This is a genomic window from Varibaculum massiliense, from assembly GCF_900106855.1.
In the GTDB taxonomy this organism is placed as follows: Bacteria; Actinomycetota; Actinomycetes; order Actinomycetales; family Actinomycetaceae; genus Varibaculum; species Varibaculum massiliense.
This window is the reverse complement of sequence record NZ_FNWI01000004.1, coordinates 814,916-840,635: the sequence shown is the minus strand read 5'-3', so window position 1 is coordinate 840,635 and position 25,720 is coordinate 814,916. Positions and strand designations below refer to the sequence as shown.

Genomic DNA, 25,720 nt, shown 5'->3' with positions numbered 1-25,720 from the left:
CTATGACTGAAAACAGCCCTAAATCCCAGGAAAAAAATACCCCGGTAGCACGGCGGGCAAAGAACAGCCTGATGCTAACCTTTGTGACCCTCGGTTTGTGCCTGATGCTGATTCCCGCAGTTTCACACCTGCTCCCTATCAAAAAATGGCAAGAGCCCTCGCAAGAAGCAAAAGTTGCGGCGCCCTCCCTAACTAAGTCTTCCGGAGAGCTAAATATCAACTATTTACAAGATGCCGGCACTTACCTGGAAAAAACTTTTCCCTTTAGAGGTGAGATGATCGCTGCTGCCGCCACCTTGAAAAGCGGGATCTTCTCGTCCTCCCTTACCGATCAGGTGGTTATCGGAAAAGATGGTTACCTGTTTTACGCAGATTCGCTCAATGACTATCGGGGAGTAAATCGACTTTCTTCGCGCGGAATCGACAATGCGGCCACCAACCTAAAGATTCTGGGTGACCAGGCGCAGGGCATCAAGTTTGCGGTGGCGTTAGCGCCCAATAAGAACACCCTTTATGGACAGTTCATGCCCAATCGGTTCCGGGCAGGAGATTTTGAACAATCTAACTTAAATCGTTTGCAAAACAGATTAGGTTCCCTGGGGGTTCCCTATGTGGATCTCACGAAAAAGCTAAAAAGCAGTAAGGAAGTCCTTTATCAAAAAACCGACACTCACTGGAGTTACAAGGGAGCATATAGCGGTGCCGACTATCTGCTAGACCAGTTGCAGGTGGAGAACCTGGCTAAAAATCCCCAGTGGAAACTGGGTGAGGGATTCGTAGGCGATATAGAGAGAATGCAGGATCCCACCTCCACGGTGAGCGAACCGAACTGGCGGGCGGAAGGAATAAATGACCTTCAGGATTTTCAGGGCAATACCTGGAAATACCTGGACGATAAGCCGGATACCACCGCGGATCTTTTCGAAACCAGAGGACAGGGGAAAGAGAATCTTTTTATGTTCCGGGACTCTTTCGGCAACTCGCTGGTACCGGTACTTTCGCCGAGTTTTGCTAGTGCCCACTATTCCAAGCTGATTCCCTACGATGCTACCTATGCTTTCTCCTTAGAACCAGACATCTTGGTGGTAGAACGAGCCGAAAGGTTGATTCCATTTTTCGCTACGGAACCGCCGGCGATGGCTAGTCCCCCAAGTACGCTTGCTCCCTATAAATTGGTTGATACTGGTGGTAAGAACAAGGTTAGTATCAAGAAAAATGGGATATTCAAGGTGATCGATGGAACTATTCCCGCCCGGCAACGACAAGCTGATGTAGAAGTTTTTGCGAGGGTGAGGACGCCGGGGAAGGATTCCCGGGAATCCCAGGTGCAAGATTACCGCGGATACAGACGGTCGGTTACTAACGGTTCTCACCGAATCGTTAATGACTTTGGGTATAGGTTCTACCTTCCAGAAGCCGAGGTTCCTAAAGGTGCGGATGTCAAAATCTATGCGGTGAGTAAAAATTTTGGGCTGGAGGCTAGGGAAATAGCTAAAGTACAGGGAAAATAGTAACTAAATGTAGATGAATTGGGAGAGCCGGTAGGACACTTTCCCAAAATGTTGGATAATCAAAAATTGAGTTTAGGGACGTTTAGAAAGGCTAGAAATGGTGTCTATGCTAAAAAATAGCGCGAAAAAAATTGTTTTGGTGTTGAGCGCTTTAGGGCTAATGCTTGCTTTTAGTGGATGCTCCGCCAGTGATTCCAAGAAAGCAAAAGCTCCCCAAGAGGAACAGACCGCCAGCGTAGTTATTGGCAAGACCGGTAAAGGCGCAATTAAGGCCCTAATCAGGAACAAAACCGGTAAATCCATCAAAGAAGTTTCTATTCGGCAATCAGGTGAGGGCGAGTTCTCTAAACTAGATTTTTCTAAAGGTTCAGAATTTATGAACAAAAAGCTAGCTGAACTAAATATTCCCGCAAAGTACAAGAAAGACACCAAAGATGCAGTGGAAAAAGATGGCGATCCGAATGCGGCGAAAGTAAATGAGCGGCATCTTATTGATTTGTCGCTTAGCTTTTCTAAAGATGAAAAGCATGAGGTTAATCAGCTTCCGATTGAAACCTTGACGACTTTAGAGAAATCGGAACTGCACTTTGATGCTGAATCTGATTTGGTTTATTTCGCGGGCGAAACCAAGAAGGGCGAAAAGTTTAACACTCTAGAATCTCAGAAGGCTCTAAAAGCGGCGGCAGAAAAAGCTCAAGCCGATAAGGAAGCAGCAGAGAAGGAAGCTGCAGAGAAAGCCGCGGCAGAAAAAGCTGCAGCGGAACAGGCAGCAGCTGAGCAGGCTGCAGCGCAGAAGAGTGCGCAGCAGCCTAGAACTCAGAATTACAACCCGCCTGCTCAGAAGCAGCAATCGCAACCCAGCAATGTTCAACCTCAAAGCAGCAATGTTCAACAGGATTCCAACCCCTGCGCGGGTGAAGGCGATCCCGGTTGGCGATGATTTGGGTCTATCTGGTGGCAGGGCGCTGAATATGGCGACCTTGCACCGGGTGCTAGAGAAGTAACCGAACTTTCGGTAGAGGCGGCGGGGTTTTCCTCGCCGCCTCTAGCATTTTGGGGCTAATACAGGGGTTAACGCCAGTTTGGGCTAATACAGGGGGTTAACGCCAGTTTGGTTCCTGGCTCCTTTATTCCTTTATTTGCGCCAGGTGCGCTTTTCTTTATCGAGGGAGCGCGCAGCTTCTTGGAGGGAGCGGCGGTCAAGTTTTCCGCTGGGGAGCAGCGGGAAGTTTGACACGATGGCGGCGGCGCGCGGTAGATGTGAAGCCGGTAGACTTCCGCGCAACGCCGCGCGCAGCTGCGAACCCAGGTGCGCCGGATCTAGGTTTTCCGAATCCAGGTCGTGCGATGCCAGCGCGGTGCCGGCGAGTGTTGGTTTTGCAAACACCGCACACAGAACCTGTCCCCATTCCTCATCGGGCAGACCGCAAAACTCTATCCCCGCAAATCCCGCATCTTCCGCCGCCCGCGCTACCAGGGGTAGGGAGATATTTTCCCCACCAGAAATAATGGTGTCATCTAAGCGACCGAGCACCTCCAGGCGAGCCGAACTGGACGAATCAATGATGTCTACCGTTCCCTCTCGGGGCGGTTTATTGGGGTTTAAATCCTCGCTGCCGTGCGCAAGCGAAGTTTTCTTGCTGGTTTTTTGTTGGCGGCTTCGGTTGCTGGTTGGGTCTGTGAGCGGGGAGCTGGTGGTTTGCAGGTTACTCGCTTCAAACGCCGAGAGAGCACCATCTCCAGTTCTCGCGCTCGCGTCCTCGTCCTCAAAAATAATTCTGCCGGCATCATTGGTGGCCAGCCAGGTTATCCCCGAAAGTTCGCGGATTTCCGGGTCGGATTCTGCCTCCAAATAGCCGCTCATCAAAGTGGGGGTAGACAGCCAAATCCTGCCCTCGTTGACACCGACTTTGACTCCCGGCAGGGGAACACCGTCATAGACGCAGCCCCCGCAAGTTTCGGTCATCCCGTAGGTGGTGACCAGGTTCAACCCCTGCTCGCGCCCGGAATTTAGCAGCGAAGGTGAGATGCGCGCTCCGCCTACCAGGATTGCGGAGCAAAGATGCAGAGCCGCAAGGGTTTCTGGATCGGCGAGGGCGCGGGTCAGCTGAGTCGGAACTAGCGATAGGTAAATCGGGACCCCCGCCGAGAGAATGTTTTGCAGTGCCTGCCTCAGGCGAGAAAGCTTAAAACCGCCGGTCATATCGATAGTTACCGGCTCGGTTCCCCCCGCATAAGCGCGGGCAATCACTTGGAAACCGGCGATATGATCCCGAGGAAGTGCCGACACCCAAATACCATTTTCCCCCAGACGCTGCGCGGTTGCCTGATGGGAGGCGCGCAAAGCCGCCAACGAAAGCCCCACCAGGCGCCCTCCGGGTTTCGTAGACCCCGAGGTGGAAAGGATGAAACTTACCTGGTCGGGCAGGCGCTGCAGACGTAATGCTTGCTGGCGCGCCCAAGAGCGGGACAGCTGCTCGGTGCGCGCCGGGAAAAATATCGGGTGGTAATCTGCCAGGATCCGCAGCGCAAAAAAAGGTTTCGCCGGTCCGGCAACTGCCGATAAATCAAGAGTGGGTAGGGAGGTAAATTTGTCCGGCCAGAGGGCGGCGCGTAGCGCGGTAAAGAATAAGGTATCGCGCGCAGGATTATCGGATACTGGCAAGAAAATCAGCGGCCGCGGGCGCGAGGCCGAATCCGTGGTTTTTCCTTCTTGTCTTTCCTCTACGTTCGGTTCGCTTTGCAACCAGATAATCTGCGGAGCATTTTCTTCTTTGTCAATCTGGAAATCTTTATTGCTATTACCGCTTTGAGGAGCTAAAACTTCGCTGGCTGCCCGAGCGTCCGTGCTCGGTGAGGGAACAATGCGCAAAGCCAACCTCCGAAAATAGCCGTCAGCGCCCAGTCTATCGCCAGTTCCTGCGATCCCAATTCAAGCGCAAGGAAAGAAGTTTTCCTCCCATAGGCGTCCGCGCACAGGGGCGGATTTTGCCTCGCGCCCCGAAATCCGGAAAATGCTCTGGCATTTTCACGGATTTAAGACCCGAAGCCTACCCCTCGGCATAAATCCGCCCCCGCACGCTCAGTGCGCATCTTCCGGCAGCTTTTTCCCCTGCGCCCCTTACGCAAGCGGTACCAGCGAGCGTGGAGCCTAGGTTTTATCCGAGTGGGTGCGGTGGGCATAAGAATTCGGAAAACGCCGCTACGTTTTCCGAATTTCTTGGGCGGGAGGAAAAACCTAGGCTCCGCGCGGAATAATGCGGGAGGAAAAACTTCTCTCCCCGCGCACAGAATAGGGAAGAAAAACCTAGGCTGTGCGTAGAAAAGACAATCCAAGGAAATCGGGTAGCTGCGCTCGCGGTAGGGTGGGGGTATGAGCCAGCTTGCATATATTTCTGACACTTTCGACGCGCAACGGTGGATTCCGGTTCCCGGCTTTGAAAAGCTAACCGACCTCACCTTTCATCGGGCAGTGGTGAAAGCGGGAAGTGTGGGTACTGCCGCGTCCGCGCCCTCGTCCGAATTGAAAAAGCCGCAAAAGCCGTATAAGCCGGGGCGGGATCGCTATGAAGTAACCGATCTAGCGGCCACCGAATTGGCTGATTGCGGGGAAAACGGGAAGAAACTGCCGGTTTTGCGGATTGCCTTCGACCGCCCGCAGGTGCGCAATGCTTTCCGTCCGCATACCGTAGATGAGCTGCTGGCTTGCCTGGAATATGCGCGCAGCGCCGCGGATGTGGCGGCGGTAATCCTCACTGGGAACGGGCCTAGCGATTCTGATGGAGGATACAGCTTTTGTTCCGGTGGTGACCAGCGGATTCGTGACCGGGGTGGGTATCGCTACGAACAACAGGGCGCCGATCCGGATGCGGAAGTTTCCCAGCGCCGCCAAAATATAGATCTGGCGCGGACTGGGCGCCTACACATCCTGGAAGTCCAGCGTCTGATTCGTTCGATGCCGAAACCGGTAATCGCCGTGGTTCCCGGGTGGGCTGCCGGGGGTGGACATTCCCTGGTGGTGGTGTGTGATTTGGCGCTGGCCAGCATGGAGCATGCCCGCTTCAAACAAACCGATGCTAACGTGGGCTCCTTTGATGCTGGATACGGTTCGGCACTGTTGGCGCGACAGGTGGGGGATAAACGCGCGCGGCAAATCTTTTATCTGGCGAACACTTATGATGCCCAGCAGGCTGCAGATTGGGGAGTGGTCAACGCGGCAGTGCCTCACCAGCAGCTAGAAACCGTGGCGCTAGAGTGGGCGCTGACTATTGCCCGTAAATCCCCACAGGCAATCCGGATGTTAAAATATGCGTTTAACCTGGCAGATGATGGTTTGCTCGGACAACAGTTATTCGCGGGGGAGGCTACTCGTCTGGCATACACTACCGATGAAGCCGAGGAGGGGCGGCGCGCCTTCCTGGAGCATCGGGAACCGGATTGGTCAACTTTCCCCTACTACTATTAGGCTTTTCTGGGTCAATAGACCCACAATAGGAAACAGAAGAATCAAAACGGAAAGCGGTAAACGAAAATTATTGTTTACGTAAGTGAAACGCTAATACGAGGTTTTAAGGGAAAGTAATGGCAGGAAACATCAGCACTCCGATGCTAGTTGAGGTACCGACTCCGCAGGTCATCGCCCTCAGTGAACTTTTTGAGAACTCCGAGTTTCCCTCGATTGAAATTGACCAGGCACTGGTGTACTCCTTGCCGCTCGTCAACCGTTTCCGCAGGATAATCGTGCGTGAGGGGGTGCTGCTGCGCTCGGGGAACCGCTGGGGAGAGTTCGCGCCCTTCTGGGATTATGGACCACATGAATCCAAGCGGTGGCTGTGGTCAGCGGTTAATGCCCTGACTGAAGAGCTGCCAGCTCCGGTGCGAGGGAGCGTCCCCGTGAACGTGACCGTGCCGGTAGTTTCCTCCACCCGCGCCGGCCAAATCGTAGAGCAAAGCGGCGGTTGCCGGACAGCAAAAGTTAAAGTCGCAGACCGCGGCACTGAACTTGCCGATGACGTTGAGCGGGTTAAAGCGGTGCGCGCCGCCCTCGAAAATCAATTCGGCGGGGACTACCGAATCCGGGTAGACGCTAATGGCGCGTGGAACCTGGCAGAAGCCAAAACCGCGATTGCAGCCCTAGATGAAGCAGCCGGGGGGCTGGAATACGTGGAACAACCTTGCAAGAGCGCAGAAGATTTGTTGGAGTTACGCGCCGCGACCTCGGTGCCGCTCGCAGTTGATGAACTGATTCGCCGCTCCCCAGATCCGCTTTCTGACTTGCCGGCAGGCTGCGCCGATGTGATGGTGGTGAAAATCCAGCCCCTGGGGGGCGTCTCCTCAGTCATAGATTTGGCGAAAAAAGCTAATGAACGTGGCATGGACGTGGTGGTTTCTTCCGCAGTCGATAGCGCGGTGGGGATTGGACTGGGGGTGCGCGCCGCCGCCGCGATGGCGCAGCTCCCGCATGCCTGTGGCCTGGCCACCAGCCAGCTACTCAAATCTGATGTTTCTCGCCAGCCCTGGCAGGTGCGGGACGGTGAGCTAAAGGTGCAGGAAGTGGAAATAAATACTGACTTAATTGGTACCCCCGACAATGATGATCGCCATGACCTGGTTAAACGTTGGGGGCAGCGGATGCGTGATGTGGCGGAGGTAGCTAGTAGGTGAATGCCCTTTCTTTTCCCTCCATCCCCTCCGACCTCTCCCAAAATAATCAAAACCTGGATCTAGCCGGAGGAAACCGGGAATCTACCACCGCTTTGGCGCGGCTAGCGGTCAGCGAATTAGTGCGCGCCGGGGTGCGCGATTTCGTGATTTCCCCCGGTTCCCGGTCTGCGCCCCTCACATACACTGTGGCAGCGTTAGCGCAGGCAGGGGTAGTGCGCGCCCACGTGCGTCTGGATGAACGTTCCGCAGCTTTCTTCGCCCTGGGGCTGGCGAAATCCGGAATATATCAGCGTGGGGACGCGGGCTATAGACCGGTAGCGCTGGTAGTAACTTCGGGAACGGCAGTCGCCGAGTTACATTCGGGAATGCTAGAAGCCTTCCACTGTGGAATCCCGGTGGTTGCTTTGACCGCTGATCGCCCTCGAAGTGCCCGCGGAAGAGGTGCGAATCAAACTACCTGGCAGCAGGGGATTTTTGGACCAGCTTGTCCGGTGGCGCTAGATATAGATGCCAGCGAGGACGACTTAGAAACGGTAAAAGAAAGTCTCACCGATGCTTTTGACGAGGCGTGGGGTGCGGGCGCTAAAGCACGTGGGCAGCTATGTCCGATACAGCTGAATTTATGTTTCGCGCCGCCTTTAGTTAGTGCCAGCAGTTGGCAGATTCCTGCCGAGCTGCAAGCTCTTTCCTCTGGTAAAAGTGCGACCACGCCCTCCTGGACAAATTCCCTAAACACGCAGGTAGTATCCGAGGGGGCGAAAGAAGCTCCCCGAAAAACCGCAAAAACCGTGGTGGTCTTAGCGGATCAATGTCCCCCTCAGGTGGCACAGGCGGCACAACGGTGGGGGCTTCCGGTGTTGGCGGAGCCGACAGTTACCCTGAAACCGGGAAACGTGGTGCAGATTGCGCACGCGCCGCAGGTACTCTCCGCGCTCGCTGACGAAGTTGAACAGGTGATTATAGCTGGTCATGCGACTTTGTCGCGTCCGGTTACCTCCCTGTTGTCCCGGGAGGACATCCCGATTTACCGCCTACCTAGCCTGGGGGCGGCAACTAACCTGACTGGAAAATATATTGACACCACTGCCTCGCAGGTAGATACGGTTTTCCCGGAGACCTCTAGCTCGAGGTGGCTGGCACGTTGGCGCCGCAGCGCGCAAGCAGTTGAGCGCGCCTACCGTAGCTGTGTAGATCGCCGCGCGGTCACGGTTTGGCAAAACGCCAACTATGCGGCGCTTGATTCCCGTGACTTTCCGCACGTAGCAGCGGATACCCAGGTTCCCACCTCGGAAGTAATAAAAAACCATGTTTTTGCCACCTCCGGTGAAGGGGGACAAGGCGCGAGCGAAGTTGCCCATCGCCTGCGCATGCCCTCGCCTGAAGGTACCCCGGAGATGGGGGATAACCTGCGGGAACTGGAAATGGGGATAGATCCTTTTGCTCTCGCCCGGATTTACGAGGACGTCTATGAGGAGTGGGTTAACCGTGACCCCGATTCGAAACGAGAAAGCGGAACGAAGGCTGTTAATGCTCATAGCGGCACGGATAGCGTCCGGGATGCCGGGGGTGCAGGGAGCGTTGATAGCGTGCTGGTGCAACCGGACGGGAAAAAGGTGACCGCTGCCGGCGCGCCCCCGCTGACGATGCTCGGTGCCTCCAACACGATTCGCGCTTTCGATTTAGCGACGCGCGGGGATCGCGGGATTACCTATTGTGCTAATCGGGGACTTTCTGGCATTGATGGAAATATTGCGACTGCCCTGGGACTAGCTGCTGGCACCGGGCGCGCGGTGCGGTTAATTGCGGGGGATTTGACCTGTCTGCATGATTTGACCGGGTTGCTAACCGGGCAGTTAGAGGATACGCCCACCGTGCAGGTTATGGTGCTTAACGATGGGGGAGGACGCATTTTCGCTACCCTGGAACACGGACAGACCGGTAACTCGGAAGCCTTTAAGCGCTACTTCTTGACGCCCCAAAGTTTCGACCTGTCTGCGCTGGCCGCCGGTCTCGGATGGGATTACCGCTGCGCCCAGGATATAGAAGAACTGAAAGCGATTCTTTGCGAGGATCCGCGCCGGGAAATCGTGGAAATAAACGCTTATTTACCGGATTTGCGTTCTCGCCGCGCCTCCCTAGAATCTGAAATCCTTCGAGAGTTAGCTACCCTCTAGATGTGCCTTTACGCTTGGAGAGCGTGGCTTTCTGGCAGTTAGGCGATTCGCGACCGGTAGTAGGATTGGGCTCCTTGTCTGCTCATTCCGAGTATCCCGCCGATTGCTTGCCAGGTCATTCCCGCTTGTCGGGCTTTAGCTACCGCTTGGGTGAGTTCGGTTTCGGCTTGTTCTTTACGGTCTCTAGCTACCTGGATATCCCGGAAGGTGTCGGCTTCCCAAATTCCCCGCGCGGATTCCATAATTTCGGCTGGGTCGGTTTGGGCAAACTTTGCGGCATATTCTTCGTCAGTGAGCTTGGTTTTAGTGGTCATTGCTGTTCCTTACTGAAAGAATTTGGTTCTAGCGGTCATGGCGTGAAAGCAGTCTCCGTCCCGATTGGTAAGGACTTCGATTATGTGTCCGTCGGGGGTAGGTCCGAGGAAAAGGGTTACTCCTTCGTCGAGGTCGAGGATGCGCCAAGCGTTGCGGATAGCGTGGCTGATTTCTGCTTGTGTGTATCCGTGTTTGAAAGCGCTTACCTTAAACCTCACAACGCAAGTTTACTTGACAAAAGTTAAGGGCGTCAAGGAATCTTGCTTTTTTCTGGCGGGTTTCCGGGGCAGTTAGCTGGGCTCCGTCTTTCGCAACGAAATTAATACCCTGGTGAGAATACTTGTTAGATTGCTCTGACAAGTAGCGCTCAAGCAGGGCTTCTATACCATTATAACGTCTGACAAACAGAATGAGCAGCGATATTTTGAGTATTAACCCATTAACCCAATAGTTGTGGGTAAAAGAATTTTAGGCAGCCAGACAAAGTCTGGCTGCCTAAATTATTTAGTATTTATGCCTAAAAGTTAGCCTTCCTCCGGCGCGAGACTAGCAGCGCTGCTCCGGCAGCTGTCATTAGGACAGACATGGGGATTGCCATTAAGGAATGGCTGCCGGTTACCGGCGTTTGCGTGTTCCCGTGTGGCTTCTTCTTGGCTGGTACTACTCCTTTGGATCCAGGGCTTACTGAAGGGGTAGAAGTCTGAGGAGGAGTGGGTACGTTGGGCTTAGGAGCAGGACCCGGCTGATCTCCTGGGTTATCCGGTTGTGAAGGTTCCGGGTTTTCAGGCGTCGCGGGGGTGTCCGCGGTCCACTTCGCATATACGGTTGTGTCTTGACCTAGGGTAACTTTGTCCATTTTTTGCGTAAGCGCTTCATCGGCGTACCAGCCTTCAAATTTGAAACCCTCTTTGGTGGGCATGTAAGCGGCCAGGTCAATATCCGTGTTTTCAGGTTCGGTGACCGGCTGGATAGCGCTGCCACCGTTGGTATTAAAGGTCAGGGTGTGATTGGCAGGGATCCGCGTTAAATCAAAGGTTGCTGTCTTAGTTGCAACATCGTACTCAACGGCGGTTTCGCCGGTTTCGAGTTTAATGTTGCCTGCCGTTAAGCCGTCAAAATCGTAACCAGCTTTCGCGCTGAAAGTGATTTTAACGCGATATTTAAAATCGTGGGTAAAGGTACCGGTGGCCTCTGTCCAAGCAGCTGCATTCGGATCAGACTGGAAAAACTTCTTGGATTCAACGTTTACTTTGTCGGTTTGCGAACCAACCTGCACGCTAGTGGGAGTTTGCCCGGAGGCGTAGCCAATTAAGCTGAATTGCACTGCGGCGATGTGGTTACCTGCCGGCGCTGGCGCAGCTGGATCTTCTGCCCAGGCGTTCGTGGCGGAACCGGCAAAAAATACCGTCGCCATCGTCAAAAGTGTTGCCGCTAGCAACGCAAGTAAGCGGATGGACCGTTTGCTTTCGTTCATCTATTATCCCTTCGATTTAGTAGGTGAAAATTTCTGGGGTAACCCTTTTTAGTGAAATAAAAATACCTGACAAGAAAGTAGCCTGTAAAGTCTAAAAGTTTTTCAAGATAAAAAATATAAAAATCTATTTACCTAGTGCTATGGGTATTTATTGCCGCAAATAGTGGTGAAGATATCTTCTATAAATTTTACCTAGACGGCGATCAGTTAGGTCGTAAGACCTATGGGGTTTTTAAGAGTTTCACGTGTTCACAAAATGCGAACCTAGTGAAATCTTGGGTGGTATTGGCTAGCGCAATTTGGAAGCGAATTTTACCTCTGCCCAGAGTCGCTAACGACGTTCCCGGCGCTAAACCTCGTTTATGCCTGGAGCGCGCGGAGCATCGGCGACATTTTAGTTTCGGTTTCGGCCAATTCGCGCTGCGGATCAGAATCTCCCATAATCCCCGCCCCTGCAATCAGGCGGTAGGTGTCGGCGCGGGCAGGGTCGCGCTCGGCGCAACGCAAAGCAATTGCCCATTCGCCCTCGCCGGCGGCATCCATCCATCCAATCGGGGCGGCGTAACGGCGCCTATCCATGGCTTCTAGCTCTGCCAAGCGTTCAGCGGCAACTTCGCGCGGTTTTCCGCAAACCGCCGCGGTGGGATGCAGCGCTGCTGCCGCCCGCAGGGAAGTAACTGCCTGTTCTGCCAGGTTCTCGGCGGTAATATCGGTTGCCAAATGAGTAACGTACCCCAGGTGCAGCAGGCGGGGAGCAGGAACCTCTAAATCTAAGTTCAATTCAGTTAGCGACTCCTCGGCGCTTTGAACTGCCAACCGGTGCTCAAGTCGCTCTTTAGGGTCGCTTAGCAGGCGTTGCTCCTGGGAGGGAACGTCCGAACCCGCGAGGACGCGGCACAGCAGCTTCCCCTCGTTTACGCTAGCCAGCATCTCGGGGCTGGCTCCCACCAGGTCGCCAATCGCATAAGTCCAGCAAGTGGGGTATTTGTCTGCTAAATATCTGGTGACTCGCGCTAAAGAAACATCCCGGTCAAAACGTAGTTCTTTATCTCGGGCAAGCACGATTTTTTCTGCTCGTCCGGCGCGGATTTCTGTTGTCGCGCGTTCGACTGCCGCCTTCCAGGCGTCTGGCTGTAAATGCGGGTAGGTTTCGTGAGTTACCTGCGCCGGATTGGAAGGGGAAAGTGGGGATGGTTGAGGAGCGAGCGCTGCTTTCGACTTAGCGTTTTCCGGTGTATTCCCCTGGCGTCCTCGGAAATCTGCTTGCCCCTCCTGCCAACGAGCCTGCCATAGCCAGGTATTACCGCCACTGGCGACTACCGCTAAAGCTGGAACTAGCAGCAACGATGGGGTAGCGGGCGTAAACCCAAAACTCCCCAAAACCAGTGGCCAAGTTATTTTTCCCGGTTTTGAGCAGCGAATATTTTCTGGTTTTGAGCAGCAGTTTTTCGCCGCTCCTGCCTGCCATGCCCCGGCAGCTGCAGCAAAATTCTTATCCTCGCCACCAGAAGTCTCCTGAGCGTGTTCGCATAAATTCCGCCATGCTTCCTCGGCGGCCGTAAATCTGTTTTCCCCGCTAAAGTGCGCCTGCCAAGCTACACCTAAACCCGCTAGCCTAATCCGTTCCCCGCTCCAAACCGTAAGGGTGCTGCGCTCAGCTGCGGCAGACGAAAGCAAATGCTGATTTTGCTCTAAAAGCCTATTTACCTGCTCAAAGTCGCAATCATCATCGCTCAGCCGGGATACGCGATATTGCAAAACTCCGCTCGCGGACAGGCTAGATGAACACACGATTTCCCATAATAAGCCAGGAACCAAGCGGACACTAACCTGCCAGCCTCGCCGCGTGCTCCGCGGTGTCCTCCGCACCCTATTTCTTTCGCCCAAAAATAAATACCTGTTGCTTGCGAAAAATTGTAAGTGCTTGCAATCGCTAATTCTCGGCAGCATAATTGAAAAGAAAAAAGGGGAACTATGGCCAACACATCTGCGGTTTATGCCCGCATCGATACCAGATTGAAAGAGCAAGCTGAAAGGATTTTGACGCAATTAGGAATTAGTCCTTCAGCGGCGATTCAGATGCTGTATAGCCAAGTAGTTATGCAGCAAGGGATTCCTTTTACTCCCCGGATTTCTTATCCGGTTCCGGTTGCTATCGGGGGAATGTCTCGTGAGGAAATCGACCGCGAACTCGCCAAGGGTATTGCCTCAAAGCAGCAGCAGGGGTTAACTCCTGACGAAGTCGATCAGGCTCTAGCGGCAGAGTTTAATTTATGAGCACCAGATTTACGGTGTCTTACACCCGCGCGGCCTACAACGATTTGCGCGGGATTTCTTCTTATATTTCCAATTCGCTGCTTGCACCCGAGTCGGCTAAGAGGCAAACCGAAAACATTCGGGAACAGATACGAGATTTAGATACATTGCCCCTGCGCTACCCGCCTGTTGGGTGGGAGCCGTGGCGCAGTATGGGGATACGTAGAGTTGCAGCGGGTAAATACGTTATTTTTTACGAAGTAGATGAAAATCAAGAAAAAGTCGAAGTGATCCGTGTGGTTTATAGTGGTAGAAATCTCGAGGAAATTGCGAAAGATGTGAGCGAATAGCTGCGATTACACAGTTGCCCGAAGCTAAATAGCGAGATGTAGTTATAACAATCCCCTCTCCCCTGGAAACAGAAATACCTTCCCGGTCTACTCATCAGCGGGGGGCAATAGATTGGGAAGGGGATCGGGGGAGGTAGGGAGGGCGCTATTATTCAGGGAGGACGCAGGAATCGACCCACGCCCCCCCCAACCACCCATGCCCACCGGAGAAACCGCCCCGAATCCTAGCTTTACTCATGGAATCAGTCACAAAAGGGCTTTTATTTGCTAATCCGGTTTGACCAGCAACAGGGTGGCTGGCTAATTTTAATCATGGTGCCCGCGATACCGGGCCCCGAACTAGTCAGATTTTCTGGCACGGGCTCTTCTCCGTTGAGCTCCGGACGTTAAGGGTAAGTCAGTTAGGCGCGATCCGCTGACCACCTAGGCAAGCATCCTGTGCAGCCTTAACCTGGCGGGCCGGCCCCGGCGGTGCAGTATGCCCGTTTCTGGGGGCGATATTTCGGTACCGCGTGGCAAGTGTTTCGACATTAAGTAACAGGAGAAGTAGTGCCTACCATCCAACAGTTGGTCCGCAAAGGACGCTCAACTAAGAAGGCGAAGAGTAAAACTCGCGCGCTAAAGGGCTCGCCCCAGCGCCGCGGCGTTTGCACTCGTGTTTACACCACCACCCCGAAGAAGCCGAACTCGGCATTGCGGAAAGTGGCGCGTGTTCGCCTATCCAGCGGCATTGAAGTGACCGCTTACATCCCCGGCGAGGGACATAATCTGCAAGAACACTCCATCGTGCTGGTGCGCGGTGGGCGTGTAAAGGATCTGCCCGGTGTGCGTTTCCACATCGTGCGCGGCGCGCTAGACACCCAGGGTGTGCGTGACCGCGGCCAGGGTCGGTCGAAGTACGGCGCGAAGAAGGAGAAGAAGTAGTATGCCTCGTAAAGGTCCAGCTCCCAAGCGCCCTTTGGCGGTTGATCCGGTTTACAACTCGACTATCGTCACTCAGTTGGTCAATCGGGTGCTGCTAGACGGCAAGAAAGCATTGGCGGAACGTATTGTTTACGGCGCGCTCGAGGGCGTGCGGGAACGTACCGAACAAGAACCGGTAAGCGTGTTAAAGCGCGCCCTGGAAAATGTTCGCCCCGCTCTAGAGGTGCGTTCTCGCCGCGTCGGTGGCGCCACCTACCAGGTGCCAGTGGAGGTACGCCCCGCACGGGCGACCACTTTGGCGCTGCGCTGGTTGGTTGACTTTTCTCGGCAGCGCCGCGAAAAGACCATGACCGAACGCCTCATGAACGAAATTATGGATGCTTCCAACGGCCTGGGTGCTGCGGTGAAGCGTCGTGAAGATATGCACAAGATGGCGGAGTCCAACAAGGCTTTCGCTCATTACCGCTGGTAACTCTAACCGGAAGGAACGATTGTGGCATTAGAAGTGCTTGCTGACCTATCTAAGGTTCGCAACATCGGCATCATGGCTCACATTGATGCTGGTAAAACCACTGTAACCGAACGCATCCTGTACTACACGGGCATCAACTACAAGATGGGCGAAACCCACGATGGTGCCGGAACCATGGACTGGATGGAACAGGAGAAGGAACGCGGTATTACCATTACCTCCGCGGCGACCACCTGTTTTTGGCATGACCAACAGATCAACATCATTGATACCCCTGGTCACGTTGACTTCACTGTAGAGGTAGAACGCTCCCTGCGCGTCCTCGATGGTGCCGTGGCCGTATTCGACGGTAAAGAGGGCGTGGAACCGCAGTCTGAAACCGTATGGCGTCAGGCCGACAAGTATGACGTTCCCCGAATCTGCTTCGTCAACAAGATGGACAAACTGGGTGCCGATTTCTACTATTCGGTAAAGACCATTGAGGATCGCCTGCACGCGAAGCCGGTAGTGATGGTTCTGCCGATTGGGGCAGAGGCCGAGTTCAAGGGAATCGTTGACCTGCTCGATATGCGGGCAGTTTACTTCCCGGAGACTTTCAGCGCCGAGCAGGCCGCGGCGGCCAATAAGAAGGGCGCGAAAGTATCCGAGGGTGACCCCACTTTGGGTGCAGTCCTCGAATACGGTGAAATCCCCGCTGACCTCCAAGATCGCGCGGAAGAATACCGCGAGAAACTGATTGACGCGGCGGCGGAAGCCAATGATGAATTGATGGAGGCTTACCTAGAAAACGGCGAGCTGACGAACGATCAGATTATTGCCGGTATCCGCGAACTCACTTTGAGAAGCGAAATCTACCCGGTGTTTGCAGGCAGCGCGTTCAAGAACAAGGGTGTACAGCCAGTTCTGGATGGCGTTTTGCGTTACCTACCTTCCCCACTGGATGTGCCGCCTCTGGAAGGACACAGCCCCAATAACGAGGAAGAAGAAATTCTTTGTCCTCCGGACGAGAACGCCCATTTCGCGGCGCTGGCATTTAAGATTGCCGCGCACCCGTTCTACGGCAAGCTAACTTATGTTCGGATTTACTCCGGACATATTAAGGCGGGTTCCCCGCTGCTTAACGCGACTAAGGGACGGCGCGAACGCGTCGGCAAGATTTTCCAGATGCACTCCAATAAGGAAAATCCGATTGAGGTCGCGCATGCTGGAAACATTTACGCTTTCGTGGGATTGAAGGACACCACCACTGGCGACACCTTGTGTGAGAACGACCAGCCGGTAGTTCTGGAATCAATGAACTTCCCAGATCCGGTTATTCACGTGGCGATCGAGCCCAAGACCAAGGCTGACCAAGAGAAGCTAGGCATTGCGATTCAGCGCCTGGCGGAAGAAGACCCGACCTTTACCGTGCGTCTAGATGACGAGACTGGCCAGACCGTGATTGGCGGTATGGGCGAGCTGCACCTGGATGTGCTAGTTGACCGGATGAAACGCGAGTTCCACGTGGAAGCTAACGTGGGTGCGCCCATGGTTGCGTACCGCGAAACCATCCGCAAGACGGTCGAGGATGTGGAGTACACCCACAAGAAACAGACCGGTGGTTCCGGCCAGTTCGCAAAGGTACTGGTCACTTTCGAGCCGCTCCCCGCGGATGCGGAAGAACCGTACGAGTTTGTTAACAAGATTACCGGCGGACGTATTCCTCGCGAATACATTCCTTCGGTTGACCAGGGCATTCGTGAAGCCATGGAGGGGGGCGTTTTGGCTGGTTACCCGCTAACCGGTATCAAGGCGACTTTGACGGATGGTGCTTACCATGACGTTGACTCTTCGGAAATGGCTTTCAAGATTGCCGGTAACATGGTTTTGAGGGAGGGCGCTCGCCGCGCTAAGCCCACTTTGCTGGAGCCGATTATGGCCGTTGAGGTTCGGACTCCGGAAGAGTATATGGGCGACGTGATGGGCGATCTTTCCTCTCGCCGCGGATTCATTCAGTCCATGGACGATGTCAATGGAGTGAAGGAAGTCCGGGCAAAGGTTCCGCTGTCGGAAATGTTCGGGTATGTGGGCGACTTGCGTTCAAAGACGCAGGGTCGCGCCGTTTACACGATGCAGTTTGACAGCTACGATGAGGTCCCCCGCTCAGTTGCTGAGGAAATCATTGCTAAGACCCGAGGCGAATAGCCCTCGCGGGTACCTTTTAATTTATTAAAAATCACAGAAAAACCCGTAGGAGATCATTCGCGTTGGGTGTTAACCTTTACTTTGACAACCAAGCGATAGATAACTACCCGAGTCCAGGAGGACATTAAGTGGCTAAGGCTAAGTACGAGCGGACTAAACCGCACGTTAACATTGGTACTATTGGGCACGTTGACCACGGCAAGACCACCTTGACCGCGGCTATCACCAAAGTGCTGCACGACACCTATCCGGAACTGAACGATTTCACTCCTTTCGAGGACGTAGACAACGCTCCGGAAGAACGTGAACGCGGGATTACCATTAACGTTTCCCACGTGGAATACCAGACCGAGAAGCGTCACTACGCACACGTAGACGCCCCCGGTCACGCTGACTACATCAAGAACATGATTACCGGCGCAGCTCAGATGGACGGCGCAATCCTCGTGGTTGCCGCAACTGACGGTCCCATGGCGCAGACCCGTGAGCACGTACTGCTCGCTCGCCAGGTGGGCGTGCCTGCCATCCTGGTTGCACTGAACAAGTGCGACATGGTTGACGATGAAGAAATGCTGGAACTGGTTGAGGAAGAATGCCGCGACCTGCTGTCCAGCCAGGACTTCGATGGCGACAACGCCCCGGTAATCCAGGTTTCTGCTTTGAAGGCGCTGGAAGGCGACGAGAAGTGGGTTGGTCAGATTCGGAAGCTGATGGAAGCGGTTGACGAATACATTCCGGAACCGGTTCGTGATCTGGATAAGCCGTTCTTGATGCCGATTGAGGACGTCTTCACCATTACCGGTCGTGGCACCGTAGTTACCGGTCGTGTAGAGCGTGGTAAGCTTCCGCTCAACTCCGAGGTGGAAATCCTGGGTATTCGCGAGCCGCAGAAGACCACCGTTACCGGTATCGAGACCTTCCACAAGTCGATGGATACCGCTGAAGCTGGTGACAACACCGGTCTGTTGCTGCGTGGCACCAAGCGTGAAGACGTAGAGCGTGGCCAGGTAGTAGTTGAGCCCGGCTCGATTACCACTCACACCAAGTTCGAGGGTCAGGTCTACATCCTGAAGAAGGACGAGGGTGGTCGCCACAAGAGCTTCTACTCTGGCTACCGTCCCCAGTTCTACTTCCGTACCACCGACGTTACCGGCGTTATCACCCTGCCCGAGGGCAAGGAAATGGTTATGCCCGGTGACACCACCGAAATCTCGGTGGAGCTCATTCAGCCGATCGCTATGGAAATCGGTCTGGGCTTCGCTATTCGTGAAGGTGGCCGCACCGTTGGTTCTGGTCGTGTAACCAAGATTGATCTGTAAACTAAACTTTTAGTTTAATCGCGCCCCGAGAGTTACCTCTCGGGGCGCGACTTTTTTAATCATCTCACTATTTGAATATTCTGGACGTAATCTTAAAAAATACTTGACGGGTTAATGGGCTTTAACCTAAGATATTTTTCAAAGGTATCTCACTCGCCCCTCCCTGGGGTTAAAACTCCGGGGGGGGGGGCGTAGTTTTTACTAGGATTGTTAGGTGCAACGTGGCAGGACATAAGCGATATCAAAAGCTGACCGCGGTGCTGACCCTCTTAGGTCTGGTGCTCGCGTTGATTCCCGTGGCGGTATTGGCGCTGCCCAAAGCGCAGGCAGAACCCGCTGACCCGGCTCACCCCATCATTGGGAGTGCGGATGACCCTTGGCCATCAGATCCCAACCGGGAAGAGGAATCAAAGGATATCAAGAGTGCCGGTTCTGTTGCCTTAGTTTTCGAGTTTGGCAATGCGTATGGCTACCAATCAATGGGTGGCGTTATTCCCAGAAGTAATATCAGAGATTGCCCGGCTAACCCTAATAGCGATAACCCGCAAGATTGGCCAGGCAGAGCCAATGTTGATGGTCTATGTAGGAACTGGGGGCAGAATAAAGAACTTGAGAAAGTCATTACTTCTTTAAAGGGGTCGCCACTGTCCATTGGTATCTATCACTATGCCCGGAAGATGGATAAGAACGATGGCATCAATGGTCCTGACTTGAAAGCTACCTCGCTAGCTGACCAGGCGGGTTTCGATAAAGTTATTAATAAAATCCGTTCACTAGATGCTTCCGATGGATACGGAGGGGCAAGATCCCAAACCTGGTTCGGTGGTAACAGTGAATGGGGGCTGGGTAAGCTCTATCGGGATATGTACCAATATCAGGAGCAGCAAAAGAAAGAACACGCTGACGATCCTAATTTCGTACCGCGGCCGCTCTACTCCAAAATCATTATCATGTCGGTTTCCGATCCCCACTGGCGTCTGGAAAAAAATACTTGGTGGGATTCCCGTAAGGGTCGCTGGGTGACTTACCACGATAAAGAAGGCAACTTTGTGGTCGACTCCGATAATTTGGATACGGACGACGCTCACGGGTACCACTGGAATAATCCCGATGATTTAGAGCGGAACCCTGGTCGCCTGGCCATGCTAGATGTGGTGCGGATGATTCGCGGTTTGGGCGCAGATATCCGCACTGTAGGTATGGGGTACTGGATTAAAAGATGGGGACCGTCTCGTACCTATTTCATGCGTTATTTGACTGGTGATGATCCCTACTATCCCAACCAGTACTCTTCCACCGATAACTATCAATATATTGATTTTCCTGATGATAGAGGTGACCCCAATCCTAGCTGGTTTGGAACTGGGGGCGAATACTTCCGGGGGAAATACTCAAAGGACGGGATTGCTAACGGCACCTATGCAAAGACTATGCGACGGTGGTTGACGGAAGACACCCACTTTTCGCTAACATCTGACCTGGTAGACCAAGATTTTCGCTATGCGAAGCCCAATGCTGGACAAAAGATTGATTTTACTCCCCTCAGCACCACTGTTAATCCGCAGAACTATTTAACAGGTTCCGATGGGCGTGTGGTGTTAAACCTCAACAAAGCGAATATGTCCAAAGGGGTGGAGATTAGGCGACCTGTCAGAAGCAACGATTCTGTGCTTACCAAGTTCCAGCAAAAAAATGTGCGCTGTGGCGGTATGGACAGAGACAGCGGGGATTTCATTAAGTTTACCCCGGATGAACTTGCTCCTGATGCAGCTGGAAAAGTCGGCTTTAAAATCACTGCAGACCAGATCAAAAAATACTATTCGATTAAGTGTGCTACATACTCGCGTCCGCTGCAGAAGATGATCTACAAAAAGAAGGCCAGCGCAAATGCGCAGATTCGGTACATAGTGGGCGGGTATCCCGATGCGAATAATAAGTTTACCAAAGGTGACGGTGCCAGCTACACCATTACTTGGAGCTGTAAAGACCCTCTGGGGGAAGATCCAAATGCCGTGGTTGGCACCCCGGGTACCACTACGCGGCAGATTAAGGGATTAGACCTGGTTGCGAATCTGGAGCCTGATATTGACCTAACCGCGAATGGTGCGGTACCGGTAGGTACCCAGTGCACTATCACGGAAGACATAAAGATGCCTCAAGGGTATACCTATGACCAGGCTAATGCCTATTTTGGTTCTAAGAGTGTATTTACGGGAACTAACTTCCGGGTGGATGAGAATCAGACACAGAAGATTATGGATCCTGCCGGCCTGCAGTCGATAAAAAATGTCATTGTAGGGAATATTACGCTTTACGATCCGCAGACAGCCACTAAAGATAACTCAGAGCTGACATCGGAAACTATCTACGATTCCTTGCGCGCTTCTATCCGGGTCAAGTTTAACTTTGCGAACTCGAAGAATGACCCGGCACTGGCAGCAAGAATTGCGCAAAAGAAATTGCCGGAAAAGGTGCCGTTGTACTACAACTGCCGCTTCATGCCCGACCCCACTAAACCCCCGGAATTACCCGAGAAGAATACCGGATCATATCCGGGCTATGTAGGAGCTACCTGGGTAGGGGTAAAGACTGATGGCACTGCCGAGCTAGTGTTAGGCAAAGATGCAGCTGGAAAAGATGCTTGGCCGGTAGGTGCCCACTGTTTGTTCTCTACTACTCCGCCAAACCAGAACATCAGTGGACCTGATTTGGATGTGGGGGAACCGGTAAAGATTGATGGCGTGATTACCAAAGACAGCTATAATTCCAATGTCTGTGCGGAGGACGCGAAAGCTAAACTTCCAGCTTCGCAGGCTAAGAACTGTAGGAATAACTATTTCTGGGTACACTCTCCCGGCGAAAGCGTTATTAACATAACCGAAGATTTGCAGCGCCTACAGGGCAAGTTGCGGGTAACGAAAGAACTAGATGGTCCCGCGGCTACTTTGGGAATTGGTAAAAGATTCCCCATGAATCTGACCTGTAAGGATCCGGAAGTAAATACCACTGTGCCGATTGCAGGGCAAGACATCTATAAGTTCGGGGTTACCAGCACTGAATCCGAATTGGTGGAAAAAGTTCCTGCCGGTCTTAGCTGCGACCTAACCGAGGAAGCGATAGGTGCTAATACCGCCGTTTCCAATGCCCGGTTGCAATTGCCCACGATTCCTCCGGTAAAGATAACAGATACTACGATAGAAACTCCGGTTACCGTTAAAAACACTCTTGACTACAAAGAGGTTGATTTAACTATTAACCATCAGGTTGCATATAAGCAGCCAGAACCAGCTCCGGGCATGAAAAACAATTTAGAGAGCAAGGATAACCTAGTTAGCGTTTCCTGTCAGTTACCTGGTGATTCAAAGACAATAAGTAAAACCGCGACTATCACTGGAAATGGCAGCGTAAGAGTGCCAGAGATTCCAGCAGGCTCCGTTTGCGACTTGCAATCTGTGCCCCAAGGAGTTGAGGGACTGGGAGTCAAGTACGAGGCTCCTTCCCAGAGCGTGACAATTGGGGAAAATGGAGCTACCGCGAATTTGACTACGACCTATTCGCTGCCAAGCGCGGGTGAAATTTCGGTACAGGGTCTAGTGAAATCCCGACCCCAGTATGACGCTCTGAAGATTCCCGATTCTTTGGATGCGACGGTCGAGTGTGAAAAACCGGGAGCAAACCCAACGCAGGTACCCATCACGATTGATTTGAAAGGTGGCACCAGTACGACTGTTCCCTCCAACGACATCGCTGAAGGTGCAAGTTGTACAGTTAAAGCCGATCTCGATGATTTAGAGGGGAAAATTGAGTGGAAGTGGTCAAATCAAGACGATTTAGCACAAGCTCAAGACAGCCCCATTGCTTACCAGTTTACTGCTCCTGTCGGAAATAACAGTGCTAACGCTGTTATTCGACTGTGGGCCAAGACCAAGACCGCCACGGTAAATCTGGCTGCTAACTCCACTATGTGGACTTCCAAGAGTGCCGATGACACTACCACCAAAATTCAGGTGCCGAAGGAATGGCGTGAAGCCGTACTGGGGATTGATAGCAATCCCGCTAAGACCACCAAGGTGTCAATGGGCGTTACCTGCACCCTAGGTAGTGGTGCTAATCAGTCCACTGCTAACTTCGCGGTTAACGTTTCCAATGATGGTACCGCGAGTCCTTTAGAAGTACCTGCCAATTGGGACTGTACGGCTAACACCAGTGATTCGGCATTGAAGATAACTGGAACTACTTTGCAACCAGTCGTTTGGACTGGTCCAGGCGCCCCCTCCAACAGTGACGAATATAGTTATCAGTGGAAATCAGCTGCGGATCAAACCATCTCTTTGCAGCGTGACTATCGCCTGCAACTGGCTTCTTTCAACTTTAAGAAGAAAGTTGGTGGCGAGGGGGTAGCCATTATCTCCGGCGGTAAACAGTTCAAAATGAACTGGAGCTGTAGTTTGAACGGGAAGCCGATTCCTATTCCTGGTCTCCGTACAATTACTGTCGATACCGATGCTCCCGCCACCTTTGGTGATGACCTGGCTGATAGGCTGCAAGAGCGCAATCTGCACCCCAGTGTCAGTACCCAAATGGGTCGTTTCACCCAGGGTGAATGGCATGTGGTTGATGCTCTGCCGGCAGGTGCAGTCTGTACTGTCAGCGAGGACATGGCAACGGCACAGGTAAGACAAACATTATTGGATCACTATTGGGAAATCACCCCCGGTTACCGTTCCCGAGAACCAGCGAGTCCCTGTGAAGAAGCCTCCAACAAGTGTCGCCCCGCAAATGAAGGTACCACGATTAAAGCGCAGGTACTTTTGCCCCGGGACCAACCAGCTCGGAACAATATCTACAAAGCCGGCTACGGCAACGTTGATGCAAAGGATGCCCATGGCAAGCGGATTAATCCGATAATCCCCGACACCTTGCCAGAGAACTTTGCCGGCACCATGGTTCCTTGGAATAACTATACCTTTGAAAAAACCCAGGTGAAAGTGAGTTTGACTAACAGTGGTAATGGGGCGCCCTTAGCTAAAGGCAAGACTTTTAAAGCGCGACTCTATTGTGCACCCCCGTCCCTAATCGGAGGTTCGGAGGTTTTCGAAAACGAAGCCGAATTCCAGGAAGCGGTCGCCGCCCAGAGTATTAACGTGGACTTGACCTTTGAAGAAAGTGCTACCAATCCTGGTGTGTGGCAGGATGCCATCGGATCACAGATGGTTCCGGTGGGCTATAGCTGCGTGCTGGCGGAAGCAAAGTTCCCCGAGTTAGACGCTCAGGTGACTACCACGATTGCCAAAGATTCCTCTCAACCCACTGATACTGCCGGTGAAGATGGTTTGACCGCTCTCTTTAAAACCAAGAAGGAGAATAAACAACTTAAAAAGAAGGATGATGAAAAGGAAATCTTGGGCTTTATCGTGCATGGCGATTTAGTGGGACTAGACAGTAACCGACAGCAGAAACAATCTATTTTCACCATCGATAACAAGTTTGATCGTCCGGCTGCGAAACTTAAAGTGAAGCAGGTGGTGACCAAAGATGATACTGCTACGCAAAAGTCCTTTGGTAAAGCCCTGGTTGACAATAACGATGTTGGCTACACGCTTCACTATGAATGTACCGATAAGTATCTCCGAGATGAACAGGGTAAACCGCTGGTATATCAGGACTCTAAGGTGCTAGCAGCGGACAGCGAAATTAACCTGTTCTCGGCTGAAGGCGCAGGAGGAGCCTTTGTGCCTGCTACTTCCCAGTGTGTTTTCTGGCATGTAAATCAAGATCACAAAGATCCGATAGCGAAGTACCAGAGTAAATTGTTATTGCAACCCACTGCCACGGTAGAAACCTCGGGGGCAGAAACTCAATTCGAGTCTGTTCCTAACCAGTTGGTACCAGATCCTTTGAAAGTTGTTCCCGCAAACTTGGATACCACAGGTGAGAATGAAACTACTCTTACCTTCGAGGACACTTATTTCATTCCCTTCGTGATTTATGAAATAGGTACGGCAGTTGAGGGCGATCGCCGGGACGAAGCGTTGCCGAAGGATACTACCAAGTACCAGTACTCCTACTCGTGTGAAGCTCCAGCGGGTCTACCTCTACCTAATGAGTACCCCGATGGGTACCCGAAGGTAGAAGGAACAACTGACGAGGCGGTACGCGCTACCTTTGTTCCGCTAAAGAAAGTAATCGGGGGCAGTAAATGCAAAGTTACTGGCACTAAAGCTGTATCGGCTCAGCCCCACCTGAAACTGGCAGCCAACTGGGTGCCTTGGGATCAGAATGTGAATGTTCTGGGAATAGTCCTGGATGACACCGTCAAGTTCACGGGAAATGAAAGAGGCGAGGTTACCGGCAAGACCCAGCTCACGACATCGCCCTTCGAGGTTACTTTGGAGCAAAATAACCGACGCGGCGTAGTACTGTATTCCGTTTTCAACAACGGAACCAAAGTGCGTATCTATAAAGCTAAGTCTCCCCAGGGAGAGGTCGTACCCGATGCTACCTTCTCCCTGTATGCAACAAAGGCCGGGGGAACCGCCCAGAATCCGACAGTAGAGCCCGGGGATCAAATAGATTTGGTGCCAGTTGAGGGTAAACCGGGCGTGTATGAATCGAAGACCGAGCTAGCTCCGGGTACCTACCTGATGGGTAACACCAGTGCCGGTAAGAATGCAGGCGAAAGGTTCCCCTTCGCTTGGAAGTTTGACATTACCGTAAATCCCGCTAACCAGCCGGCTGAGCAAGACACCAAGGTCACCCTCAGTAAGGAAACTGGCAGTTCTGGTCTAGTTGCCGCCTATGCGCCCACCGAGGAAGTCAAGGCCTGGCAGATCGAATTGGCGGATGTAAAGTTCGGGAAACTACCCCTGACCGGTGGCTATTTACCCTGGTTGTGGCTACTGGGAATCTCCCTGGTGGCCGCTTCGGCAGCCGTGATGTGGCATAGGAGGCGCGAATGAAAATAATTCACCGCGCGTGCCTGCCACGTCTACCTGCGGGGTGGATGCTTGCTGCCTGGAGACAGTCTTTAGCTCGTGAAAGATTTTTCCGGTCCGGCAGTGACCCTGGGTTAACAGG

17 protein-coding genes are annotated in these 25,720 nt (G+C 53.0%); 12 read left to right on the top strand and 5 right to left on the bottom strand.

What is annotated here, in order from left to right:
• Window positions 1-2 precede the first annotated feature (2 nt).
• Together BQ5456_RS03765 and BQ5456_RS03760 are read left to right on the top strand one after the other, a co-directional pair.
• Window positions 3-1,511 carry an alginate O-acetyltransferase AlgX-related protein gene (locus tag BQ5456_RS03765; RefSeq protein ID WP_071128821.1) on the top strand — a complete coding sequence of 503 codons (1,509 nt, stop codon included), beginning with the start codon at window positions 3-5 and terminating at the stop codon, window positions 1,509-1,511.
• Window positions 1,512-1,611: 100 nt separating this feature from the next.
• Window positions 1,612-2,451, top strand: coding sequence for a hypothetical protein (locus BQ5456_RS03760; protein WP_205407847.1), 840 nt, complete (start codon window positions 1,612-1,614; stop codon window positions 2,449-2,451).
• Window positions 2,452-2,646: 195 nt separating this feature from the next.
• Here the strand turns inward: BQ5456_RS03760 and BQ5456_RS03755 are convergent, their stop codons facing one another.
• Window positions 2,647-4,389 carry an AMP-binding protein gene (locus BQ5456_RS03755; RefSeq protein ID WP_159428749.1) on the bottom strand — a complete coding sequence of 581 codons (1,743 nt, stop codon included), beginning with the start codon at window positions 4,387-4,389 and terminating at the stop codon, window positions 2,647-2,649.
• A gap of 495 nt (window positions 4,390-4,884) precedes the next feature.
• Here BQ5456_RS03755 and BQ5456_RS03750 point away from each other — a divergent pair, with 495 nt between their 5' ends.
• From BQ5456_RS03750 to BQ5456_RS03740, 3 genes are all read left to right on the top strand, one after another.
• Complete coding sequence (locus BQ5456_RS03750) at window positions 4,885-5,976, top strand: 1,4-dihydroxy-2-naphthoyl-CoA synthase (RefSeq protein WP_083378334.1); 1,092 nt, start codon at window positions 4,885-4,887, stop codon at window positions 5,974-5,976.
• A 116-nt stretch (window positions 5,977-6,092) separates the two neighbouring features.
• Window positions 6,093-7,175 carry an o-succinylbenzoate synthase gene (locus BQ5456_RS03745; protein ID WP_205407846.1) on the top strand — a complete coding sequence of 361 codons (1,083 nt, stop codon included), beginning with the start codon at window positions 6,093-6,095 and terminating at the stop codon, window positions 7,173-7,175.
• On the top strand, window positions 7,172-9,349 hold the full coding sequence (locus BQ5456_RS03740) for a thiamine pyrophosphate-binding protein (RefSeq protein ID WP_071128818.1): 2,178 nt from the start codon (window positions 7,172-7,174) through the stop codon (window positions 9,347-9,349). The genes BQ5456_RS03745 and BQ5456_RS03740 overlap by 4 nt, the downstream gene beginning before the upstream one ends.
• A 38-nt stretch (window positions 9,350-9,387) precedes the next feature.
• Here BQ5456_RS03740 and BQ5456_RS03735 read toward each other — a convergent pair whose 3' ends face one another.
• The 4 genes from BQ5456_RS03735 to BQ5456_RS03720 form a co-directional block, all read right to left on the bottom strand.
• A complete protein-coding gene (locus BQ5456_RS03735; protein ID WP_071128817.1) occupies window positions 9,388-9,663 on the bottom strand; it encodes a hypothetical protein in 276 nt (91 codons plus the stop codon).
• A gap of 9 nt (window positions 9,664-9,672) precedes the next feature.
• Window positions 9,673-9,882: a hypothetical protein gene (locus BQ5456_RS10085; protein ID WP_083378333.1), complete on the bottom strand. Its 210-nt coding sequence runs from the start codon at window positions 9,880-9,882 to the stop codon at window positions 9,673-9,675.
• 299 nt (window positions 9,883-10,181) lie between these two features.
• Complete coding sequence (locus tag BQ5456_RS03725; RefSeq protein WP_071128815.1) at window positions 10,182-11,138, bottom strand: InlB B-repeat-containing protein; 957 nt, start codon at window positions 11,136-11,138, stop codon at window positions 10,182-10,184.
• A gap of 360 nt (window positions 11,139-11,498) precedes the next feature.
• Window positions 11,499-12,929 (bottom strand): isochorismate synthase, encoded by a 1,431-nt coding sequence (locus BQ5456_RS03720; RefSeq protein WP_071128814.1) that lies wholly within the window; start codon window positions 12,927-12,929, stop codon window positions 11,499-11,501.
• Between the two features lie 183 nt (window positions 12,930-13,112).
• Between BQ5456_RS03720 and BQ5456_RS03715 the strand changes: the two genes are divergently transcribed.
• The 7 genes from BQ5456_RS03715 to BQ5456_RS03685 all read left to right on the top strand — a co-directional run bounded on the left by BQ5456_RS03715 (window position 13,113) and on the right by BQ5456_RS03685 (window position 25,602).
• The gene (locus tag BQ5456_RS03715) at window positions 13,113-13,415 is read left to right on the top strand and encodes a type II toxin-antitoxin system RelB/DinJ family antitoxin (protein ID WP_071128813.1); all 303 of its coding nucleotides are present in this window, start codon (window positions 13,113-13,115) and stop codon (window positions 13,413-13,415) included.
• Window positions 13,412-13,744 carry a type II toxin-antitoxin system RelE/ParE family toxin gene (locus BQ5456_RS03710; RefSeq protein ID WP_071128812.1) on the top strand — a complete coding sequence of 111 codons (333 nt, stop codon included), beginning with the start codon at window positions 13,412-13,414 and terminating at the stop codon, window positions 13,742-13,744. Before BQ5456_RS03715 ends, BQ5456_RS03710 begins: the two co-directional genes overlap by 4 nt.
• Window positions 13,745-14,293: 549 nt before the next feature.
• A complete protein-coding gene (gene rpsL, locus BQ5456_RS03705; protein WP_022864284.1) occupies window positions 14,294-14,668 on the top strand; it encodes a 30S ribosomal protein S12 in 375 nt (124 codons plus the stop codon).
• A gap of 1 nt (window position 14,669) precedes the next feature.
• Window positions 14,670-15,140, top strand: a complete 471-nt coding sequence (gene rpsG / locus BQ5456_RS03700; RefSeq protein WP_071128811.1) for a 30S ribosomal protein S7 — start codon at window positions 14,670-14,672, stop codon at window positions 15,138-15,140.
• 21 nt (window positions 15,141-15,161) lie between these two features.
• Entirely contained in the window at window positions 15,162-17,324 is a 2,163-nt protein-coding gene (gene fusA, locus BQ5456_RS03695) for an elongation factor G (RefSeq protein ID WP_071128810.1), read from the top strand.
• Between the two features lie 128 nt (window positions 17,325-17,452).
• Complete coding sequence (tuf, locus tag BQ5456_RS03690; protein ID WP_071128809.1) at window positions 17,453-18,643, top strand: elongation factor Tu; 1,191 nt, start codon at window positions 17,453-17,455, stop codon at window positions 18,641-18,643.
• Between the two features lie 221 nt (window positions 18,644-18,864).
• Window positions 18,865-25,602 (top strand): DUF5979 domain-containing protein, encoded by a 6,738-nt coding sequence (locus BQ5456_RS03685; protein ID WP_071128808.1) that lies wholly within the window; start codon window positions 18,865-18,867, stop codon window positions 25,600-25,602.
• Window positions 25,603-25,720: the final 118 nt, after the last annotated feature.